Source organism: Angustibacter sp. McL0619 (assembly GCF_049994355.1).
Classification (GTDB): domain Bacteria; phylum Actinomycetota; class Actinomycetes; order Actinomycetales; family Angustibacteraceae; genus Angustibacter.
In genome coordinates, this window is record NZ_CP188257.1 from 1534152 (window position 1) to 1552024 (window position 17873).

At 71.3% G+C, this 17873-nt stretch carries 15 protein-coding genes and 2 tRNA genes; 6 read left to right on the forward strand and 11 right to left on the reverse strand.

The genetic code is table 11. The features are described from left to right. Positions 1-9: 9 nt before the first annotated feature. The gene (locus ACPPVT_RS06935; RefSeq protein ID WP_426566279.1) at positions 10-1197 is read right to left on the reverse strand and encodes an amino acid deaminase/aldolase; all 1188 of its coding nucleotides are present in this window, start codon (positions 1195-1197) and stop codon (positions 10-12) included. A 108-nt stretch (positions 1198-1305) separates the two neighbouring features. On the opposite strand from ACPPVT_RS06935, the gene ACPPVT_RS06940 reads away from it, so the two are divergent. Further along, positions 1306-2610 (forward strand): D-arabinono-1,4-lactone oxidase, encoded by a 1305-nt coding sequence (locus ACPPVT_RS06940; protein ID WP_426566280.1) that lies wholly within the window; start codon positions 1306-1308, stop codon positions 2608-2610. Here the strand turns inward: ACPPVT_RS06940 and ACPPVT_RS06945 are convergent. The 4 genes from ACPPVT_RS06945 to ACPPVT_RS06960 form a co-directional block, all read right to left on the reverse strand. Further along, positions 2583-3179 (reverse strand): DUF4395 domain-containing protein, encoded by a 597-nt coding sequence (locus tag ACPPVT_RS06945; protein ID WP_426566281.1) that lies wholly within the window; start codon positions 3177-3179, stop codon positions 2583-2585. The two genes, ACPPVT_RS06940 and ACPPVT_RS06945, sit on opposite strands and share 28 nt — an antisense overlap. Before the next feature lie 22 nt (positions 3180-3201). Next, a complete protein-coding gene (locus ACPPVT_RS06950) occupies positions 3202-4431 on the reverse strand; it encodes a low temperature requirement protein A (protein WP_426566282.1) in 1230 nt (409 codons plus the stop codon). A gap of 21 nt (positions 4432-4452) precedes the next feature. Then, a complete protein-coding gene (locus ACPPVT_RS06955) occupies positions 4453-5001 on the reverse strand; it encodes a GNAT family N-acetyltransferase (RefSeq protein ID WP_426566283.1) in 549 nt (182 codons plus the stop codon). A gap of 63 nt (positions 5002-5064) precedes the next feature. After that, on the reverse strand, positions 5065-5490 hold the full coding sequence (locus ACPPVT_RS06960) for a PPOX class F420-dependent oxidoreductase (RefSeq protein WP_426566284.1): 426 nt from the start codon (positions 5488-5490) through the stop codon (positions 5065-5067). A gap of 216 nt (positions 5491-5706) precedes the next feature. Between ACPPVT_RS06960 and ACPPVT_RS06965 the strand changes: the two genes are divergently transcribed. Together ACPPVT_RS06965 and ACPPVT_RS06970 are read left to right on the forward strand one after the other, a co-directional pair. Further along, positions 5707-7482, forward strand: a complete 1776-nt coding sequence (locus ACPPVT_RS06965; protein WP_426566285.1) for an adenylyl cyclase — start codon at positions 5707-5709, stop codon at positions 7480-7482. A gap of 124 nt (positions 7483-7606) precedes the next feature. Next, positions 7607-8287, forward strand: a complete 681-nt coding sequence (locus ACPPVT_RS06970) for an MBL fold metallo-hydrolase (protein ID WP_426567080.1) — start codon at positions 7607-7609, stop codon at positions 8285-8287. A gap of 19 nt (positions 8288-8306) precedes the next feature. On the opposite strand, the gene ACPPVT_RS06975 is transcribed toward ACPPVT_RS06970, so the two are convergent. Beyond that, a complete protein-coding gene (locus tag ACPPVT_RS06975; protein ID WP_426566286.1) occupies positions 8307-9338 on the reverse strand; it encodes a DNA polymerase IV in 1032 nt (343 codons plus the stop codon). Between the two features lie 245 nt (positions 9339-9583). Further along, positions 9584-10363 carry an alpha/beta fold hydrolase gene (locus tag ACPPVT_RS06980; protein WP_426566287.1) on the reverse strand — a complete coding sequence of 260 codons (780 nt, stop codon included), beginning with the start codon at positions 10361-10363 and terminating at the stop codon, positions 9584-9586. A 68-nt stretch (positions 10364-10431) separates the two neighbouring features. Here ACPPVT_RS06980 and ACPPVT_RS06985 point away from each other — a divergent pair, with 68 nt between their 5' ends. Beyond that, positions 10432-11067 (forward strand): TetR/AcrR family transcriptional regulator, encoded by a 636-nt coding sequence (locus tag ACPPVT_RS06985; RefSeq protein WP_426566288.1) that lies wholly within the window; start codon positions 10432-10434, stop codon positions 11065-11067. Between the two features lie 231 nt (positions 11068-11298). Further along, a complete protein-coding gene (locus tag ACPPVT_RS06990; RefSeq protein ID WP_426566289.1) occupies positions 11299-12774 on the forward strand; it encodes an FAD-binding oxidoreductase in 1476 nt (491 codons plus the stop codon). 462 nt (positions 12775-13236) lie between these two features. Here ACPPVT_RS06990 and ACPPVT_RS06995 read toward each other — a convergent pair. Then, positions 13237-13310: transfer RNA gene (locus ACPPVT_RS06995), tRNA-Gly, on the reverse strand. Between the two features lie 317 nt (positions 13311-13627). Here ACPPVT_RS06995 and ACPPVT_RS07000 point away from each other — a divergent pair. After that, a tRNA-Pro gene (locus tag ACPPVT_RS07000) sits at positions 13628-13701 on the forward strand. 8 nt (positions 13702-13709) lie between these two features. Here the strand turns inward: ACPPVT_RS07000 and ACPPVT_RS07005 are convergent. The 3 genes from ACPPVT_RS07005 to ACPPVT_RS07015 are packed head-to-tail and all read right to left on the reverse strand — an operon-like array spanning position 13710 to position 17829. Then, positions 13710-15758, reverse strand: a complete 2049-nt coding sequence (locus tag ACPPVT_RS07005; RefSeq protein ID WP_426566290.1) for a transglutaminase TgpA family protein — start codon at positions 15756-15758, stop codon at positions 13710-13712. Continuing rightward, entirely contained in the window at positions 15755-16831 is a 1077-nt protein-coding gene (locus tag ACPPVT_RS07010) for a DUF58 domain-containing protein (protein ID WP_426566291.1), read from the reverse strand. The genes ACPPVT_RS07005 and ACPPVT_RS07010 overlap by 4 nt, the downstream gene beginning before the upstream one ends. Continuing rightward, entirely contained in the window at positions 16828-17829 is a 1002-nt protein-coding gene (locus ACPPVT_RS07015; RefSeq protein ID WP_426566292.1) for an AAA family ATPase, read from the reverse strand. Before ACPPVT_RS07015 ends, ACPPVT_RS07010 begins: the two co-directional genes overlap by 4 nt. Positions 17830-17873: the final 44 nt, after the last annotated feature.

Genomic DNA, 17873 nt, shown 5'->3' on the forward strand with positions numbered 1-17873 from the left:
AGCCGCGGCTCAGCCGAAGGTCTGGCCCTCGCCCCGGTAGGTAGGCGCGGTGCCGACGACCCGCGTGCCCTGCACGAGCTGGAGCGCGTCGAACCGCTCGCACAGCTCGCCGGCCTTGGCGTGCCGGAACCACACCCGGTCGCCGACCTGGAGCGACGCCGCGGCTTTGCCACGGACCGGCGTCTGCACCTCGCCGGCGCCCTCGGCGCCGAGCAGCTTGAGCCCGGCCGGCGCCACCGGCAGGGGCTGGCGGGTCTTGCCGGTCGGTCCGGAGGCGATGTAGCCGCCGCCGAAGCAGGTCGCGATGTCCGGCGCGGGTCGGCGGGTCACCGACAGTGCGAACCACGCAGCCGGCCGCGGGACGAATGCTCGGTACCCGTCGAAGAGGGTGGGGCAGTACAAGCCGGAGCCTGCGGTCAGCTCGGTGACCGCGCGGTCGGCGGCGGTGGCCTCGAGGCTCCCGGAGCCGCCGCCGTTGACCAGCTCGAGCGGGTGCTCGCTCGCGCCGGCCACCGCGTCGACCACGGCCGCCCGCCGGGTTGCGAGGTCGGCCAGCGAGCGGCGCTTGACCAGCCGGACACCGGCGTTGCGGTCCGGCAGCCCGGCCACCTGCGCCTCGTAGAACATCACGCCGACCACCCGCAGCCCGGGCTGGCGGGACGCCGACCGGGTCAGCCGGGCGGCGTCGTCCGGGGTGCGCAGCGGCGAGCGGCGCACGCCGAGGTGCAGCGGCCCGATCCGCAGCGAGGAGTCGATGTCCAGGCACAGCCGCAGCGGTTGCTCGGCCAAGGTGTTGCCGGTGTCGGAGACCGCCTTGGCCGCCATCGCGACCTGGGCTTCGTCGTCCACCATGATCGCGATGGCCGCGCGCAGCTCGTCGTCCGCGGCCAGCTCGGCCAGCGCAGCTCGGTCGGACGTCGGGTACGCGACCACCACGTCGTGCGTAGTCCCGGTGCGCACCAGCCAGATCGCCTCGCGCAGCGAGAAGGCGAGGACGCCGGCGAACCCGGGGCGGGACAGCGCGCGCGCCACCAGGTCGCGGCAGCGCACCGACTTGCTGGCCACCCGGATCGGCACCCCACCGGCACGGCGCAGCAGGTCTTCGGCGTTGGCGTCGAAGGCGTCGAGGTCCACCACCGCCAGCGGCGGGTCGAGGTGCGCCGTCGCGGTGTCCAGTCGCTTGCCGAGGTCGTCCACGTGACCATCATGCCCGCCCGCCGTCGCGAGCGCTGCGGTGCTGCGTCCGTACGGGTGGCGCGGGTGTCGGGGAGGCGCCCACCCAGGGTGGTGCGTCATCATCGGTCAGTGACCGCCGCTACCTGGACCAACTGGGCTCGCACCGAGACCGCGAATCCCGCCGCCGTCGTGCACCCCAGGGACGCCGACGAGGTCTCCCGGGTCCTGCTGGCGGCGGCCGACGCCGGACGGCGGGTCAAGGCGGTCGGGTCGGGGCACTCCTTCACCGGGGTCGCGGTGACCGACGGCGTCCAGCTGCAGCTGGACCGCCTCGAGCGGCGGCTGCAGGTGCACGGCGACGGGCTGGTCACCGTGGGTGCCGGCTGGCCGCTGCATGCGCTGGGGCCGGCGCTCGCCGCGCAGGGGCTGGCGATGAGCAACCTCGGTGACATCGACGTGCAGACCATCTCGGGCGCCATCGGCACCGGGACGCACGGCACCGGCGGGCGGTTCGGCGGCATCTCCGACCAGGTCCGCGCGCTCGAGCTGGTGCTGGCCGACGGCTCCGTGGCCCGGTGCAGCCCGGACGACGACCCGGACCTGTTCCAGTCGGCCCGGGTCGGTCTCGGCGCCTTCGGCGTGGTGACGGCGGTGACGCTGCAGTGCGAGCCGGCCTACGCGCTGCACGCAGTCGAGACGCCGATGCCGTTGGCCGAGGTGCTGGAGGGGCTCGACGACTTCATCGCGGCCAACGAGCACTTCGAGTTCTACTGGTTCCCGCACACCCACCGCACCCTGACCAAGCGCAACAACCGGGTGCCGCAGGGCTCGCCGCTGGCTCCGCTGAGCCGGGCGCGGGCGTACGTTGACGACGAGCTGCTGTCCAACCGCCTGTTCGAGGTGCTCAACCGCGTCGCCACGCTGGCACCGCGAGCGGTGCCGCGGCTGAACGCGGTCAGTGCCCGTGCGCTCAGCGCACGCGAGTTCACCGACGAGTCCTACAAGGTGTTCGCGTCGACGCGGTCGGTGCGGTTCCGGGAGAGCGAGTGGGCGATGCCGAGGGCGGCGCTACCCGAGGTGCTGCGCGAGATCGACGGCTGGGTCGAGAGCAGCGGTGAGCGGCTGCCCTTCCCGGTCGAGGTGCGGTTCGGCGCGGCCGACCAGCCGTGGCTGTCCACCGCGTACGGCCGGGACACCGCCTGGGTCGCGGTGCACCAGTACCACCGGATGGACCACACCCGGTACTTCGATGCGGTGCAGTCGATCCTGCGCTCGTACGAGGGTCGGCCGCACTGGGGCAAGATGCACTCGCTGGACGGCGAGCAGCTCGCCGAGCTGTACCCGCGGTTCGGTGACGCGATGGCCGTGCGGGACCGGGTTGACCCGGCTCGGCTGTTCGGCAACGCCTACCTGGAGCGTGTCTTCGCCGGCTGAGCCTGCTGCGGCGAGGGCTGCGGTGAGCTGACCACGCCGTCCGCCACCGGGATGGCGTCGACGACCGCGAGCCGTGCCCGCTGGGCGGACGTCAGCCGCAGCCGGATGTCGGCGCATTCCTCGCAGATCGAGCGCGGGATAACGCCGATCCGCATCAGGCCGCTGAACGCGATGCAGCCCGCGCAGATGCCGAACCCGGCCTCCAGCAACGGGAACACGACCATCACCGCGCCGATCAGCCAGGTCAACGTCGTCCAGCCGGCGACGTAGTAGGTCAGCGTCGCGGCGACCGTCATGAACGCCCCGATCCCGGCGGCGAACCGCTTGGGCGGCCCCGGCGTCGGCTGCGGCGATGCCTTCAGCCGCGGTCGGATGGTGGTCGCCGCCAGGCGCGCGAAGGGGCTCAGAGCGGGACCGAAGACCGTGCGCAGCAGGAAGTCCACCGCGAGGACGCCGTACAGCCAGGGCTGGCGGGTCACCAGTGCCAGCACGGTCACGACGAGCACCTCGCCGGCGATGACGCGCACGGTGACGTCGTCCACGGTGCGCGGGAAGCGTGGGTGTGCCATGTCAGGAGCAAACACCAGGATCTCAGGCGATGATCCCACCGTCTTGCAGGCTGAGACGGTGGTTTCGGTGCTGCTGCCAGACCCCGCGAGCGACCAGGGCGATCACCGGGACGCTGACAGCAAGGACGGCCCCGGGTGGCTGGGGGAGCACCAGCGGAACGGCGAGCACGACCCCGGCCGCGACAACCTTGCCCACCACGTCCGTGGTGCTGGTCATGCCGACGATCCGGCCGAGCAGGGTCAGCAGCACCAGGAAGGCGGCAACCGGGACGGCCAGCGCCCAGGCGGCGCTCGCGTCGTGACCCGCGCCGTCGGCCCCGTGGTGCCCGACCGTCTCGGCGGCCACCTCGAGGCCGGCGCCCAGGGCCGCCAGCGCCGCGAACACGCCGTAGTGCACGTAGCCCCAGGCGAAGATCGCACCCGAGCCGCGGTCCAGCTGCTCGGGGAAGGGCCGCAGGAAGTACAGCCACCAGACCGCGAACACCAGCACCAAGCCGCCCACCCCCGTCAGGGCCAGGGCCACCGAAAGACCATTGGCACCTTGCAACGTCCGCTGCACGGCTGCCGTGGCGCCGAGCACGCACTCGCCGAGCACGATGATCACGAAGAGTCCGTAGCGCTCGGCGATGTGCTCGGCGTGCCAGGGCGTCACTCCGCGCCGCTCGGCCCACACCGGGACGAGCATGTCGAGGGTGATGAGCACCAGGAACGCGGGCATCTGCCAGGACTGGGGCAGTGCCAGGAACGCCAGCCAGCCGACCTGCACCGTGGTGACCCCGACCGCGTAGCGGCGGGCCGTCGTCCGGTGCGTCGGGTCGCCGGCGGCGGCACGCAGCCACTGGGCGACCAGTGCGATCCGCATCACCACGTACCCGATGACCGCCCAGGTGAAGTCGTGGTGCTCGAACAGCTGCGGCACAGCGGAAGCCAGGATCAGCACCCCCAGCATCTGCAGCAGCGTGAGCAGCCGGTACGGGACGTCGTCGCTGTCGTAGGCCGAGGCGAACCAGGTGAAGTTCACCCATGCCCACCAGATGGCGAAGAACGTCATCAGGTAGCTGACCAGCGCGCTGCCGACGTCCGAGCCGTCCACGATCGCGTGTGCGAGCTCGGCGGACACCAGCGAGACGGCGACCACGAAGGTGAGGTCGAACAGCAGCTCCAGCGAGGTCGAGGTGCGGTGCTGCTCGTCAGGGTCGCGACCGCGCATGGCGGCTCGCCACGGGCGGGCGAGGTGCTTCGGCTCGCTCATGGGCTGAGTATCGCGGGAAACTCACTCCAGCACGGCGGCGAACGCCGGCGGGTACTCCAACCGGCCGCGCAGACCCGGGTGATAGCCGGTCAGCGGGTAGGCCTGTCCGGCCTCGCGAGGCGCCCAGTCCGGCAGGTCGACCTGGATCCCGAGCGTGCGGCAGTCGACGAAACCGAATCGCGAGTAGTACGCCGGGGCGCCCTCGAGGACGACGAGCGGCTCGCCGAGCGTGTCCGCGACGTGAAGTGCCGACCGGACGAGGGCCGAACCGATTCCCCTGCGCTGCAGGGCCGGCTTGACGGCAAGCGGTGACAGGCTCAAGGTCCGGTGCCGCCTGCCGTCCACCTCGACCAGGTCGGTGTGGCTGACCATCACGTGCCCGACCACCTCGTCGTCCCACCTCGCCACCAGCGACAGCTCAGGCACGAACTGCGGCGAGGTGCGGATCGCGTCCACGAGGTCGGCGACCTCCTGGTGGTCGGCGAAGGCAGCCCGGACGATGTCGCGGATCGCGTCGTGGTCCGCGGCCGTCTCGGGGTCGATGCGGGGTCGGATCGGGTCGGAGCTCACCACGCCATGCTGGGCGAAGAGTGCCCACCACGTCATCCGGGTTTCGTCGGAGCCGGACCGTGGCTAGATCGCGATCTCGGCCTGCCCGATCACCTTGGTCATCCGCAACCGCACCAGCGACTCGCCCGGAGCGTCGTTGCGCTCGCCGTACTCCGGTGCGAGGCCGGCCGGCACGTAGCGTGCGGCCAGCCGCGTCGTCCAGGTGGCTCGGTCCGCCGGCTCGTCGTCGATGGTCACCGGTCCGCGCACGACGACGAACGAGAAGGGGAACGTGTCGTCGTCGACCGCGAGGCTGGCCCGGGGGTTGGCGCGCAGGTGCCGGCCCTTGAGGCTGGTCTGGGCCGTTGTGAAGACGAGGTCGTCGCCGTCCACCAGGAACCAGATCGGTGCCACGTGCGGGTTGCCGTCCGCGCCCGCGGTGGCGAGCTTGCCGGTGCGAGTACCCGCGGCGAGGAACGCCACCGCCTCGTCGCGCGTCATGGTGCGCATCGCAACCTCCTGGTCCGCGGCGTCCACTCGAGGGTAGGTCCGATGGGCGCCTGACGGTGGACGCCGCGATCGGTGGGTGGAGAACGAGGTCTGGTGCTGTCTTGGCGTTTGCGGTAGAAATCGACCACTCCATCCGAGTTGGTCCGGCCGTCAGTAGGTGCGGGTCCGATCCGTAAACGCTTCCGGCAGGCCCACCAGCCTCGATCGGTAGAACTCATGCTGACCACCCGCTCCCGCCGGACCGTGCTTGTTGCCGTCGCCACCACGTGCCTGTCCGTCGCCGCGGTCGGTGCCGTCGCCGTCGCGCCCAGCGCCGCCGCGGACGCCACGGACCCGGACTTCGGTCCGAACGTCTTCGTCTTCGACCCCACGACCCCGACCGCCGACATCCAAGCGAAGCTGGACCAGCTCTACGCGGAGCAGAACAGCAACGAGATGGGAACCAGCCGGTACGCGGTGCTGTTCAAGCCCGGCCACTACGACGCCAACGCCAACCTGGGCTACTACGAGACGGTCGCCGGGCTGGGCCGGTCGCCGGACGACGTCGACATCACCGGCGCCGTTCGAGTCGTCGGCCAGCCGGACCCGGGCTCGGCGGCCGGAATCTCGGCCCTGACCAACTTCTGGCGCTCGGCCGAGAACCTCTCGGTGACCCCGACGGACTGGTCGAACCAGTGGGCCGTGTCGCAGGCCGCGCCGATGCGCCGGGTACACATCAAGGGAATCCTGTGGCTCGAGCCGGGCAACGGCGGCTTCTCCAGTGGTGGCTACCTGGCCGACTCGAAGGTCGACGGCATCACGATCAACGGTTCGCAGCAGCAGTGGCTGACCCGCAACAGCGTGCTCGGTGACATCTGGACGAACGGCGTGTGGAACCAGGTGTTCTCCGGCGTGACCGGCGCACCCGCAGCCGACTACCCGAGCAACCCGTACACCGTCCTGCCCACCAGCCCGGTCACCCGCGAGAAGCCGTACCTCTACGTGGACGACGACGGAGCCTACCGGGTGTTCCTGCCTGCGTTGCAGCACAACAGCTCTGGGACGACGTGGGGTGGCGCTGATCCCGAGGCGGGCAGCTCGGTACCGATCACTGACTTCTTCATCGCCAAGCCCAGCGACAGTGCTCGCACGATCAACAAGGCGTTGTCCCACGGCAAGAACCTGCTCCTGACGCCCGGCGTCTACCACCTGGACCGCGCGCTCGTGGTGAACCGTCCGAACACCGTGGTGCTCGGCCTCGGCATGGCGACGTTGACGCCCGACAACGGCACGCCTGCCCTGGCCGTGGCCGACGGCGACGGCATCCGGATCGCCGGCCTGACCATCGACGCCGGTCCGCAGAACTCAGCGGTGCTGGCCCGGATCGGTGGGGTCGTCCGCCACCACGACCACTCGGCGAACCCGATCTCCGTGCAGGACGTGTTCTTCCGGGTCGGCGGCCCGTGGGAGGGCAAGGCCACCCGGAGCCTGGTCGTGAACAGCGACGACACACTCCTGGACGACGTGTGGGCCTGGCGCGCCGACCACGGCAACGGGGTGGGCTGGACCCAGAACACCGCGGCCACCGGCGTCAACGTCAACGGGGACGACGTCACGGCGTACGGGCTGTTCGTAGAGCACTACCAGCGGTACCAGACGATCTGGCGAGGTGAGCGCGGGACGACGATCTTCTACCAGAGCGAGATGCCGTACGACCCGCCGAGCCAGGCGGCCTGGACCAGCCCCACCGGTCAGGGATACGCGTCGTACCGGGTGCCATGGACCGTGCACACCCACACCGCCTACGGACTCGGCGTCTACTCCTTCTTCAACCAGGGCGTCGACATCCGGGCGGACCGGGCGATCGAGGTGCCCAAGCGCCCGGGGATGTCGTTGCACGACATGGTCACGGTGTTCCTCAACGGCAGCGGCGGGATCGAGCACACCGTCAACGACGCCGGCACTGCGGTGGTCGGCAGCTTCGGGACCAGCAACGTGGTGTCCTACCCCTGACCCCGACTCGCTACGGTCGGGTGCGTGGCTTTCATCCCGGTCGTCGACCACGTCTACGTCCGCACCAGCCGCAGGATGGCGACCACGTCGACGTTGTTCGTCGCGGGGGGGGCGCGGGTTGCTGGTGGACCCGGCGTGGCTGCCCGACGAGCTCGAGGCGATCGCGGACGAGGTCGCAGTCCTCGGTGTGTCGGTGACCGCCGGGTTCTCCACGCACCCGCACCACGACCACCTGCTCTGGCACCGGCGGCTCGGTGACGTGCCGCGGTGGGCGTCAGCGCGCGGTGCCGCTGCCGCCCGCGATCACGCCGACGAGCTGCTCGCCTATCTCGGGCCGCACTACCCACCGGACGTGCTCGAGGTGTTCGCGGCGGTTGAACCGCTGCCCAGTGACGTGCTGCCCCAGCCGTTCGGACCGGACGGTGTCGCGGAGCGCTTCGAGGTCGTCGTCCACGACGGCCACGCCCCGGGGCACGCCGCGCTCTGGGCGCCCGACCGGGGCGTGCTCGTAGTCGGCGACATGCTCAGCGACGTCGAGGTCCCGCTGCCGTTCTGGCCGGACGACCTGCCCGCCTACCTAGCGGGCCTGGACGCGTTGGCGCCGTTCGTGTTCCAGGCCTCGGTGCTGGTGCCCGGGCACGGGAGTCCGACGTCCGCACCGGTCGCACGTCTGGACGCCGACCGGCGATACCTCGACGCCGTGCTCGCCGGCCGGACGCCGGACGACGAGCGGCTGGCGAACCCGCGGATGCGGGAGGAGTACGAGCACCTGGTCCGGATGGTCAGCGGCCAGGCGGACGTCTGAGCGTCGCCGGGCGGCAAGGTCAGGTGCGGATCAGCTCCGCACGCACGCCGACCAACCGCACCGCGCGGGGTGCGAAGCGGTCGAACGCCTCGAGAGCCGCTTGCTCGATCGCCGCCGCAGCGGTCGTCGGCGCGGGCAGCACCCGGCTGCTGGTGCGGGTGGTGAACGGCACGAAGCGCAGCTTGATCACCACTCGGACGGCGTCCACCCCCGACTCCGCGACCTCTGCGGCGACCCGGTTGGCCAGCTCGACGACCTGGGCCCGGACGTCGTCCCAGTCGTGCAGGTCCTGCTGGAAGGTGACCTCGCGGCCCAGCGACCTGCGTTCGCGCGGGGTGCTGCGGATCGTCGCGCTGTCCCGGCCAGCGGCGAGCCGGCGCAGCCACGGGCCGGTCGTCGGGCCGAAGCGCGCGGCCAGGGCGTCCTCGTCCGTCTCGGCGAGCGTCCGGACCGTGGTGATGTCGAGCTCGGAGAGCTTGCGGGACGTCTTGGACCCGATGCCCCACAAGGCGTCCGGTGGCAGGTCGCCGAGCAGGTCGAACCACGTTGCTCCGGTGATCCGGAAGACGCCGGCCGGCTTGCCGTAGCTGGTAGCCGTCTTGGCCTGCAACCGGTTGCGCCCGATGCCGACCGAGCAGTGCAGCCCGGTCGCGGCCAGCACCCGGCGCTGCACCTCGCGGGCCACCGCCTCGGGGTCGTCGTCCGGCGGGTCGTCCACGCCGAGGAACGCCTCGTCCCAGCCGAGCACCTCGACCTCGTCGGTGACCTCGCGCAGCGTCGCCATGACCTGCTCGGAGATCGGCTCGTAGTGCGGCCGGTCGACCGGCAGGAACACGGCGTCCGGGATCCGCCTGGCGGCGGTGCGCAGCGGAGTGCCCGAGCCGACGCCGAGCGCCCGAGCCTCGTATGAGGCGGTGCTGACCACGCCGCGCTTGGTGGGGTCGCCGTCGCCGCCGACCACAACTGGCAGCCCGGCGAGCTCGGGGTGGCGCAGCACCTCGACCGCGGCCAGGAACTGGTCGAGGTCGACGTGCAGCACCCAGCGCGTCACGGGGCAAGTGTGTCGGGTGGCGCCGACACGCGTGCGCGGGCCGGTCCAGCGTTCGCGAGGATGAAGCAGCGAATGATCGCCTGGAGGGACGGTCACCGGCGCAAGCTCGCGAGCCGTGGTGACGCTGGAGTCAGCGAGAGGGTGCGGCTCCAGGGCGGCGACCGCGATCGGCGTTTGAGCCCCACGGCCGCAGCAGCGACAGCTTCAAAGGGTAGACGCCCCGGCTAGCAGCAGCGCCCCTATCCCTACTCGGTGCGGGCGCAGTGGTCGATGAAGCCCTGCAGGCTCGCGGCGAAGCGGGCGGGGTCCACCAGGTGCACGAAGTGGCCGTCACCGGGGTGCACCTCGATGGTTACGTCGTCCCACTGGTCGAGCCGTCGCTGGTCGCCGTCGGATACGGGGTGGCCGTACACGGCGAGCACCGGGACCTCGATGCGGCGCATCACCGTGTCGATCCAAGACTGGAACTCAGCCGGGGGAGTGCTCAGCATCTGCTCCCAGTAGCCGAGGACCACCTGCTGGTCGACCCGGTGTGTGTCGCGAACCAGCGTCTGCCCGGGCTCCGGGATCAGTTCCAACCCAAGGGAGTTCTCGAACATCGTCCAGGCCTCGGTGAAGCCGGGTCCGCGCAGCAGAGGTGCCACGCGATGGATCAGCTCGGCGAAGGGCTGGATCTCTGGCCCGGAATCGACCATGACCAGGCCGGCGCAGGCATGGCGGGCGGCGTACAGGCTGGCAACCGCGGTGCCGTACGAGTGCCCGACTACGACTGGACGCACGATGCCGAGGTCGACCAGGAGGTCGTGCACGCGTTCGGCAACCTCTTCGGCCGTCGTCGGTGGGCCGCCGGTATCCCCGTGCGCCGGCATGTCGATCGCGATCGTCTGCACTGCTCCGTGGAGCTGCTCGACGACCGGTCGCCACGTCGTCCTGTTGAACGTCAGGCCGTGGATCAAGACGAGCGGCGGCCCCGTCCCGGCGATCTCGTAAGCGAGCGCCGATCTCGTCCCCGTGGCCGTTGTCATGGTGCACCTCCCGCAGGAAACGAATCGTAACGTTGTTACGGTAACAGTGTTACGGTATGTTGGCAAGCGTGAGCCGACCCCGGGAGCATGACGAGAAGCTGGCTGAGGCTCTGCTCGATGCCGCCGAGCAGCGAATCGCTGTCGATGGACTGGACGCCCTGGCGCTTCGCCTCGTCGCGGCCGACGCCGGCACGACTACGCGCGCCGTCTACACGCTCTTCGGCGCGAAGGACGGCCTCGTCGGGGCGCTGGGTATGCGAGCGATGCGGTTGCTGGCGAGTCAGGTCGACGCGCTACCCGCCACCAGTGATCCGGTGGCGGACGTCGTAGAGGCCGCCCTGGTGTTCCGGCGGTTCGCGCTGGAGCATCCCGCCCTGTTCTCTGTCGCGTTCCACCGGGCATCGGCCGCAGGGTGGCCACTGTTTCGCGACGCGGCCGTCGACGCGTTCGCCACGCTGCAGCGACGGTTCGAGCCGCTGGCAGACTCAGGACTCCTCGGCGACCGAACCGTGTTCGAGGCCGCGCAGCAGTTCGACGCGCTCTGCGAGGGCATCGCCTGGGTCGAACTGCGCGGAAACCTGCTCACGCCCGACCCACAAGCCTTCTGGCGTAGTGCTGTCGCCGCACTGGTCGAGGGCTTCGCCGCGACGACCGCCAGAGGCGAGACGTCGGTGCCAACGGCGCGACCGGTCGCAGACCGCTGAAGCAAGGCACACGTTCATCGGCCGCAGAACTTCCATCGCGCTGCAGACCAGCCGTCGTCGACATCTGGCCGCCCGGACCTCGGTCGGTCCATTGACGCGTTGACGGCCGCAGGTGCACGGTGTCCTAAGGCGGAGCAGCTGGACATCGCAGTGTTAGGGGGATCGATGTGCCCGACACCTGACCTCCCTCGCAGAACGGTTCTCAGAGGGATCGGCCTGAGTGCCCTTGGCGTGGGGGTCGCAACGGGTTTGCCGTCCGCTCCTGCTTCCCGTCGTCACGTCGAAGCGCGCTCAGCCCCGTCACCAGACTGGGCAACGCTGCGCTCTCACCTGGTGGGCCCGCTCTACGTGCAGGGGGACAACGGGTACGCCCCCTACGCCCACGGAAGCAACGCCCGGTTCAACGGGTTGTTCCCGGCGGCCGTCTCGCTTTGCGCCGGCGGGGCAGATGTCGCGGCGTGCATCGCCTTCGCGCAAATGTCCGGCATCAGGTTCGCGATCAGGTCGGGCGGACACTCATACACGGGTTGGTCAACATGTCCCGGTCTCGTACTCGATCTGCGGCTGATGGCATCGGTCGCCGTCGACACGACTGCCAGGGTGGCGCGCATCGGGGCCGGGGCGCGGCTCATCGACATCTACCAGGCCGTCTCTGCCAAGGGGCTGGCGGTGGGCGGCGGCACGTGCTCTGACGTCGGAGTCTCCGGGCTGATTCTTGGTGGTGGCATCGGCGTTATGTCCCGATCGTGGGGACTGACACTGGACAGCCTGCTCGGTGCCGACGTGGTCTACCCGGACGGCGGGCTTCGTCGGGTCGATGACACCCACGACCCTGACCTCTTCTGGGCACTTCGAGGGGGAGGCGGCGGCTCGTTCGGAGCGGTCACGTCCTTCGACGTGGCCCTGCGGCCAGCACCGTCGGTAGCGATGTACAGCCTCACCTTCGCGTGGCAGGCGGCGGCTGGCGTCATCGACGCCTGGCAACATTGGGCACCTGTGGCGGACCCGCGGCTCTCGTCGTTCGCACACCTCTACGCAACGAACCCGACGCACTCCCGGACATGCGAGGTGGTTGGCACCTGGACTGGGCCGGCGGCACAGTTGACCCCCATACTCAACGGCTTCGTGACCAGCACGCGGGCGACACCGACGAAACGTTCGCTACAGAAGAAGACGTACATGGGGGCGATGCTCGCCGAGGCTGGCTGCACGTCCTACGAAGCGTGTCAGCCCTCTGGTCCAGCGATCCAGCAGCGTGGTCCCTTTGCCGCGACCTCGGGGATCCTCAGCCAGCCTCTGCCGCCGAGCGGCATACAGACCATGCTGGACCGGGTGTCCGCTGGTCTGAACGTGCCGAACATGCGCAGAGCTAGCGCTTCGCTCGACGCCTTGGGCGGTGCGGTGGCACGGGTGCCAGTCGCCGACACCGCGTTTGTTCATCGGTCAGCGATCGCCGACGTGCAGTACCGCGCTAATTGGGATTCGGCGACAAGCGACCCAGCGCCCATGGACGCCTATGTGCGCGACATGCGCGACTCGATGTACTCCTGGTGCGGCGTCGGCGCGTACGTCAACTACCTCAGCGCGGACATCAAGTACTACGGCGCCGCGTACTGGGGGACCAACTACCCGCGGCTCCGCTCGATCAAGAAGGCGTTCGACCCCGGCAACGTGTTCAGCTTTCCGCAGTCCGTGCAGCCTGCTTGAGGTGTCGACTATGCCGCGGCCTCAACCTGTCCGAGCTGCTCGACCGTGGCCTCGATGCGCTCCAGGCTCCAGAGCAGGTCCGCCGGGAGCGCCGCTCGAACCGCTCGCCCTCCCGGTCCAGGTACATGTCCAGCAGTTCCTTGTCCACCAGCGGTCGTGTCGCCGCGTTGTTTCGCACCACCCGGCGACCCCCGGCGTCGTAGTGCGGCGCCATCGTGGGCCTGGTGCAGGTTGCCTGGCAGCCCGACGATCTGCCCCGACACGAGGCCGGTCGCCGGGTCCTCCACCTCGTCCACGCCGACCAGCACGGTGACGGATCGCCGCGTTTCCGGGCAACTCCGCGGGCCAGTGGCTGACCTGTGGCTTTGGTCCCTCCGGACCATCCTCGACCGATCCCGGTCCAGAGCCACCAGTTCCCGCGTTTGCCCAGGTGAGAGGGCCTGCCCTCCCACCTACGACCTATGGAGCGGGTGACGGGAATCGAACCCGCGTAGCCAGTTTGGAAGACTGGGGCTCTACCATTGAGCTACACCCGCGCGATGCCCCCGCCCAGCCGTGCCAGGTCGAGGGACCGCGCACAGACTACCGGCCCGGCGAGCGCCGACGCACAGGTGCCCCGGGACGTCGGATGCGAAGCAAGGTTGGGGCCGATGAGCTCTGACGAGCGGGTCGAGCGGGCCCGGCAGATCCAAAGGGACGCCGTTTTCAGCGCGGACCTCACCGCGTTCGCGGAGGCCGAGGCACAGGCCGAGCGAACGGCGCGGACCGTGTCGTCACACAGGTCCAGGAGGCTCGCGGGTCGCGGTGACCTTGGGCGGGACGTCGTCCCGGGTCAAGTAGGATGCGGGCACCACGGGCTGTGGCGCAGCTTGGTAGCGCGCTTCGTTTGGGACGAAGATGTCGCAGGTTCAAATCCTGTCAGCCCGACTTTTTGATCAGTTCCTCGTGGTGGCCTGCAATTGGCTGCGGATCAAGCGGGTCCCGTTTCCCAGGTCGCGCACTGCCTCGTCCACCAGGTCCTGCGCCGGTACCCGACGTCCGTACATCACCCGCTCGGCCGTCACGAACGCCCGAGGCGGCACCTCGGGCACCCGCCTGGCCAGCTCGGCGAGCGTCTCGGCCGGTGGCGATGGCCGGCCGGCCTCCTGCAAGGCTCGGCACAGCTCGTCCAGTGCGATGCACACCGTCCACGCCAACGGGTCCATCGAGCCCCGGGCGACCGGCACGGCAAGTGCACGTGCGCGGCGTCGACGTCCGACGAGCAGAACGATCCCCGCGACCGCGCCGCCGAGCAGCAGCAGTCCACCGGCGACCAGCCAACGGGTGCGGGTGGACGACATCACCTTGTGCACCGCGTCCATCAGCGGGTTGCTGGCGGCTGCGCCGGTGGAGGGGGTGCCGCCGGGCGTCGGGTCCGAGGTCAGCCAGCCGGAGCCGGGCTGCCACACCTCGACCCAGGCGTGCGCGTCCTTGCCGCGCAACACCCGGACGTCGCCCTGGACACTGCCGAAGGCGTAGCCGGTGGCCATCCTGGACGGCACGCCGAGGCTGCGCAGGAGCACGACCTCCGCCGCGGCGAACTGCTCGCAGAACCCCGTCCTCGCATCGAACAGGAAGTGGTCGACCGCGTCCTGGCCCGGCGGTGGCACGGGGGAGTCCAACCGGTACGGGTACGTGCTGGACAGGTAGTGCTCGACCATCGCGACCTGCTCGCCGCGCGTCGTCGCCCCGCCGGTCACCTGCGTCGCCAGGGCACGGGTTCGTGCCGTGACCGACGGCGGCAACTGGAGCCAGTCGCCCGGTGGGGACTGCGCCGCAGCCGCGGAGCTGACGGCGGGACCCGGCTCGTCCGTGGCGCTTGCCGCGGGGGTCCAGGCGACGGAGTAGCCGAACGAGGTCCCGGCGGTTCCGGCGGCGTAGACGAGGCTGCCGTTCGCCACGACCACCTGGCTGCCCTGGTCGGTCCGCACGCTCTCCGCCTGACCAGGGACGAGCAGGAAGCCGCTGGCCGGAGCCAGCATCGTCACCCGGTCCTCGTGAACCGGCCGTCCGCGCAGCGAGGGGTCGGCGGCGTCCGCCAACGCCGCAGCGATCAGGTACTGCCCGGACTGGGCCGGCACCGCCGTTGCGGAGATCGAACCGCGGGTCGCTCGCCAGGTGACCCCGTCGTACCGGGACAACGTCCCCGAGCGCCAGTACAGGGCGCTGGCCGCCGGGACGTGCGCGACCGGCGTCGAAGGCAGCTCGCCCCGGTTGCGCATGTCCAGCTCGCCACCCAGGTAGCTCGACGCACTGCGCTGCTGCGTCTGGGGCGGCTGCTTGCCGGCCAACCGGGACAGTGCCTGCATCCGCTGCGCCGCCGATCCCTGCGGAGTCGGCATCAGCAGGGCGGCGACGAGGGCGGCCAGCAGGGAGACGCCCACGGCGACGGCGATCGGGCCGGCGACGCGACGGCCCGCCCCCTGGGTCTGGCTGGCCCGTGCCCGGGCATGAGCGCCGTCCGGGTGGGCCGATCGCCGGACGGCCAGCGCCAGCGTGCTGACCGCCGCCACCCACCCCACCAGCCAGGGGGCGGTCAGCGCCGGGGCGGGCGCCAGGCCGCCGGGCAGCAGCATCAGGGCGAGAGCCAGCAGCGCGGTGACGCACAGCTCGCGCAGCGTGTCGGCGGCCAGCTGCGCGGTGACCATCAGCCACAGCGTGGCGAAGGCCAGGCTCGTGCTGCCCATGCCGGAGCTCGCCAGGCAGACCCCCGCGGCGACCAGCAGGCTGGCGAAACCGAGCGTCGTGCGCAGCATGCGGTGCCCGCCGTGAGCCGCCGCGAGCGCGACAACGACCAGCGCGAGCGCCGTCCCGCCCACCGCCGTCCACGGCACCAGCTGCGCGACGCCGACGGACGCCGCGGCAGCCAGCTCCAGCGCCAGTACGCAGCCGCGCAGGGGCAGGTCGCGGACGCTGTCCGCGGTGGCACCTCGCTGGCTGCTCATCGCTGCACCGGCACCCGACCGACCGGCACCAGACCGACCGACACCCGCACGCCCTGTCGAGCGGCGTGGTGGGTGAGCTCGTCCAGCCATCCGGCCGGGGTGGACTCGGAAGCGACCACGGTGAGTGCGTCGGTGTTCTCGGGCAACGACTCCAGGACGAGTGCGCCGCTCGGCACCGCCAGCGTGGCGATCCGGGCGAACCAGTCCTCGACGCCCTGCGGTGCGGCGTCCGGCTCCTCGTAGCGGGTGCCGTCAGCCCGCCAGGCCAGCGCGTTGACGTCATGGCCGCGACGCACCTGGTCCGCCCAGGTGGCCGCCGCGGTGGCCAGTGCCGCCTCGTCGGCGGGGCCGGCCGGTGTCCCGACCAGCACGAGGACCCAGCGGGTGGGCAGGTCCGGCACGTCTCGCTCCACGACGACCAGGCGGCCACGCCGAGCGGAGGCGCGCCAGTGCACCGCGCGCCGGTCCTCGCCGGTGCGCCAGGGCCGCAGCCCGGCGAGCTCCTCGGTGCCGGTCACCGACGCACGGGCGCGAGCCGTCGTCCGCACGCTGGACAGCACCGGGGTTGTCGCCTCGGCGGCCGCGGGGACGACCAGCAGCTCTCGATCGTCCTGCCAGGTTCGCCGGGTGCGGACCAGCCCGAACGGGTCGGTGAGTGAGCAGGAGACCACCGAACCGCGGTACACGCCCCGAACCAAGGTGGTCGGGGTGAGCCGGGCCGGGGCCACGTCGGAAGGGTGGACCGCGTCGACGTCCACCAGCAGCTCGCCGGCGACGCCGGCCAGTGCCAGCGTGAACCGGGTTGGTGGCAGTACCCGGCGTCCGTCGTTGTGCACGTGCAGCTCGAGCCGGACCGGCTCGCCGGCTCGGCTCCGCCGCGCACCGCCGATACAGATGCGCACGGCGGACAGGTCCGGACGCATCAGGTGCCCGGTGAGCGCGAGCCCTGCCACGGCGGCGGCGCCGAGGACCAGCCAGCGGTTCGCCGTCAGCATGTACAGCAGCTGAAGCACTCCGGCCACCGCGACCAGCGCGCCGCTGAGTGCCGTCGGCTTATACGGCGGCCGGCTCACGTGCCGAGCGGGACCGGTACCCGAGCCAGCAGGTCCGCCACGACGCGCTGGGCGGCGTCGCGGGGTGCGGCCGTCGCGCCGTGCAGCACGATCCGGTGGGCCAAGACTGACACGGCGACCGCCTTGGTGTCGTCCGGAGTGACGTAGTCACGCCCGGCCAGGGCGGCCCGGGCCTGGGCGGCGCGGACGAGAGCGAGCGCGGCTCGCGAGCTGGCGCCCTGCGCCACCTGCTGGTGCGAGCGGGTGGCCCGCACGACGGCGACCGCGTGGGCCATCGCCGGCTCGGCCACGTGCAAGGTGCGGACGGCTGCCCTGGCCTGACGCAGGTCGGCCAGGGTGACGACGGGGGAGACGTTCTGCACCGTCGGCCCTACGAGCTGCTCGCGAACGACGGCCATCTCGGTATGCAGGTCCAGCTCGCCCGCGCCGACCCGCAGTGCGAAGCGGTCCAGCTCGCCTTCGGGCAGCGCGAACGTGCCGTGCTGGTCGGACGGGTTCTGCGTGCCGATCGCGAAGAACGGGTCGGGCAGCTCGTGCCGGACGCCGTCGCTGGTCACGGCGCCTTCGTCGAGGGCCTCCATGAGAGCGGACTGGGTGCGCGGCGCCGCGCGGTTGAGCTCGTCGACCAGGAACACGTTGGCGAAGACCGGTCCGGGCACGAAGCGCAAGCCACCCTGCTGGTCGTCCCAGACCCCGGAGCCGGTGACGTCGGCCGGCATCAGGTCGGCCGTTCCCTGGACCCTGGCGAACGAGCCGCCGACCGCCCGGGCGACAGCCTTGGCGAGCGTGGTCTTGCCGGTGCCGGGCAGGTCCTCGACCAGCACGTGGCCGCCGGAAAGCAGGGCGCACACCACGAGCCCGACGGTGTTCTCCGACCCCCGCACCACGCCGTTGACCGCCTGGATCATGCGCACGCCGACCCCGTGCGGGTCGCCGGGAAGGGCGGACGGCGCGCGGCCGGACTGACCGGCCAGCTCGGACGTTGGAGCGCTGCTCACGGGCGGACCTCTCGACAGACGGGACGACGCGTCGGGGCTCGCTG

Excerpts from the sequence above, each read along its gene's own strand:
- ACPPVT_RS06945 (WP_426566281.1), bottom strand. The coding sequence starts at position 3,179 with ATGGCACACCCACGCTTCCCGCGCACCGTGGACGACGTCACCGTGCGC.
- ACPPVT_RS06950 (WP_426566282.1), bottom strand. The coding sequence starts at position 4,431 with ATGAGCGAGCCGAAGCACCTCGCCCGCCCGTGGCGAGCCGCCATGCGC.
- ACPPVT_RS06960 (WP_426566284.1), bottom strand. The coding sequence starts at position 5,490 with ATGCGCACCATGACGCGCGACGAGGCGGTGGCGTTCCTCGCCGCGGGT.
- ACPPVT_RS06965 (WP_426566285.1), top strand. The coding sequence starts at position 5,707 with ATGCTGACCACCCGCTCCCGCCGGACCGTGCTTGTTGCCGTCGCCACC.
- ACPPVT_RS06980 (WP_426566287.1), bottom strand. The coding sequence starts at position 10,363 with ATGACAACGGCCACGGGGACGAGATCGGCGCTCGCTTACGAGATCGCC.
- ACPPVT_RS07005 (WP_426566290.1), bottom strand. The coding sequence starts at position 15,758 with ATGAGCAGCCAGCGAGGTGCCACCGCGGACAGCGTCCGCGACCTGCCC.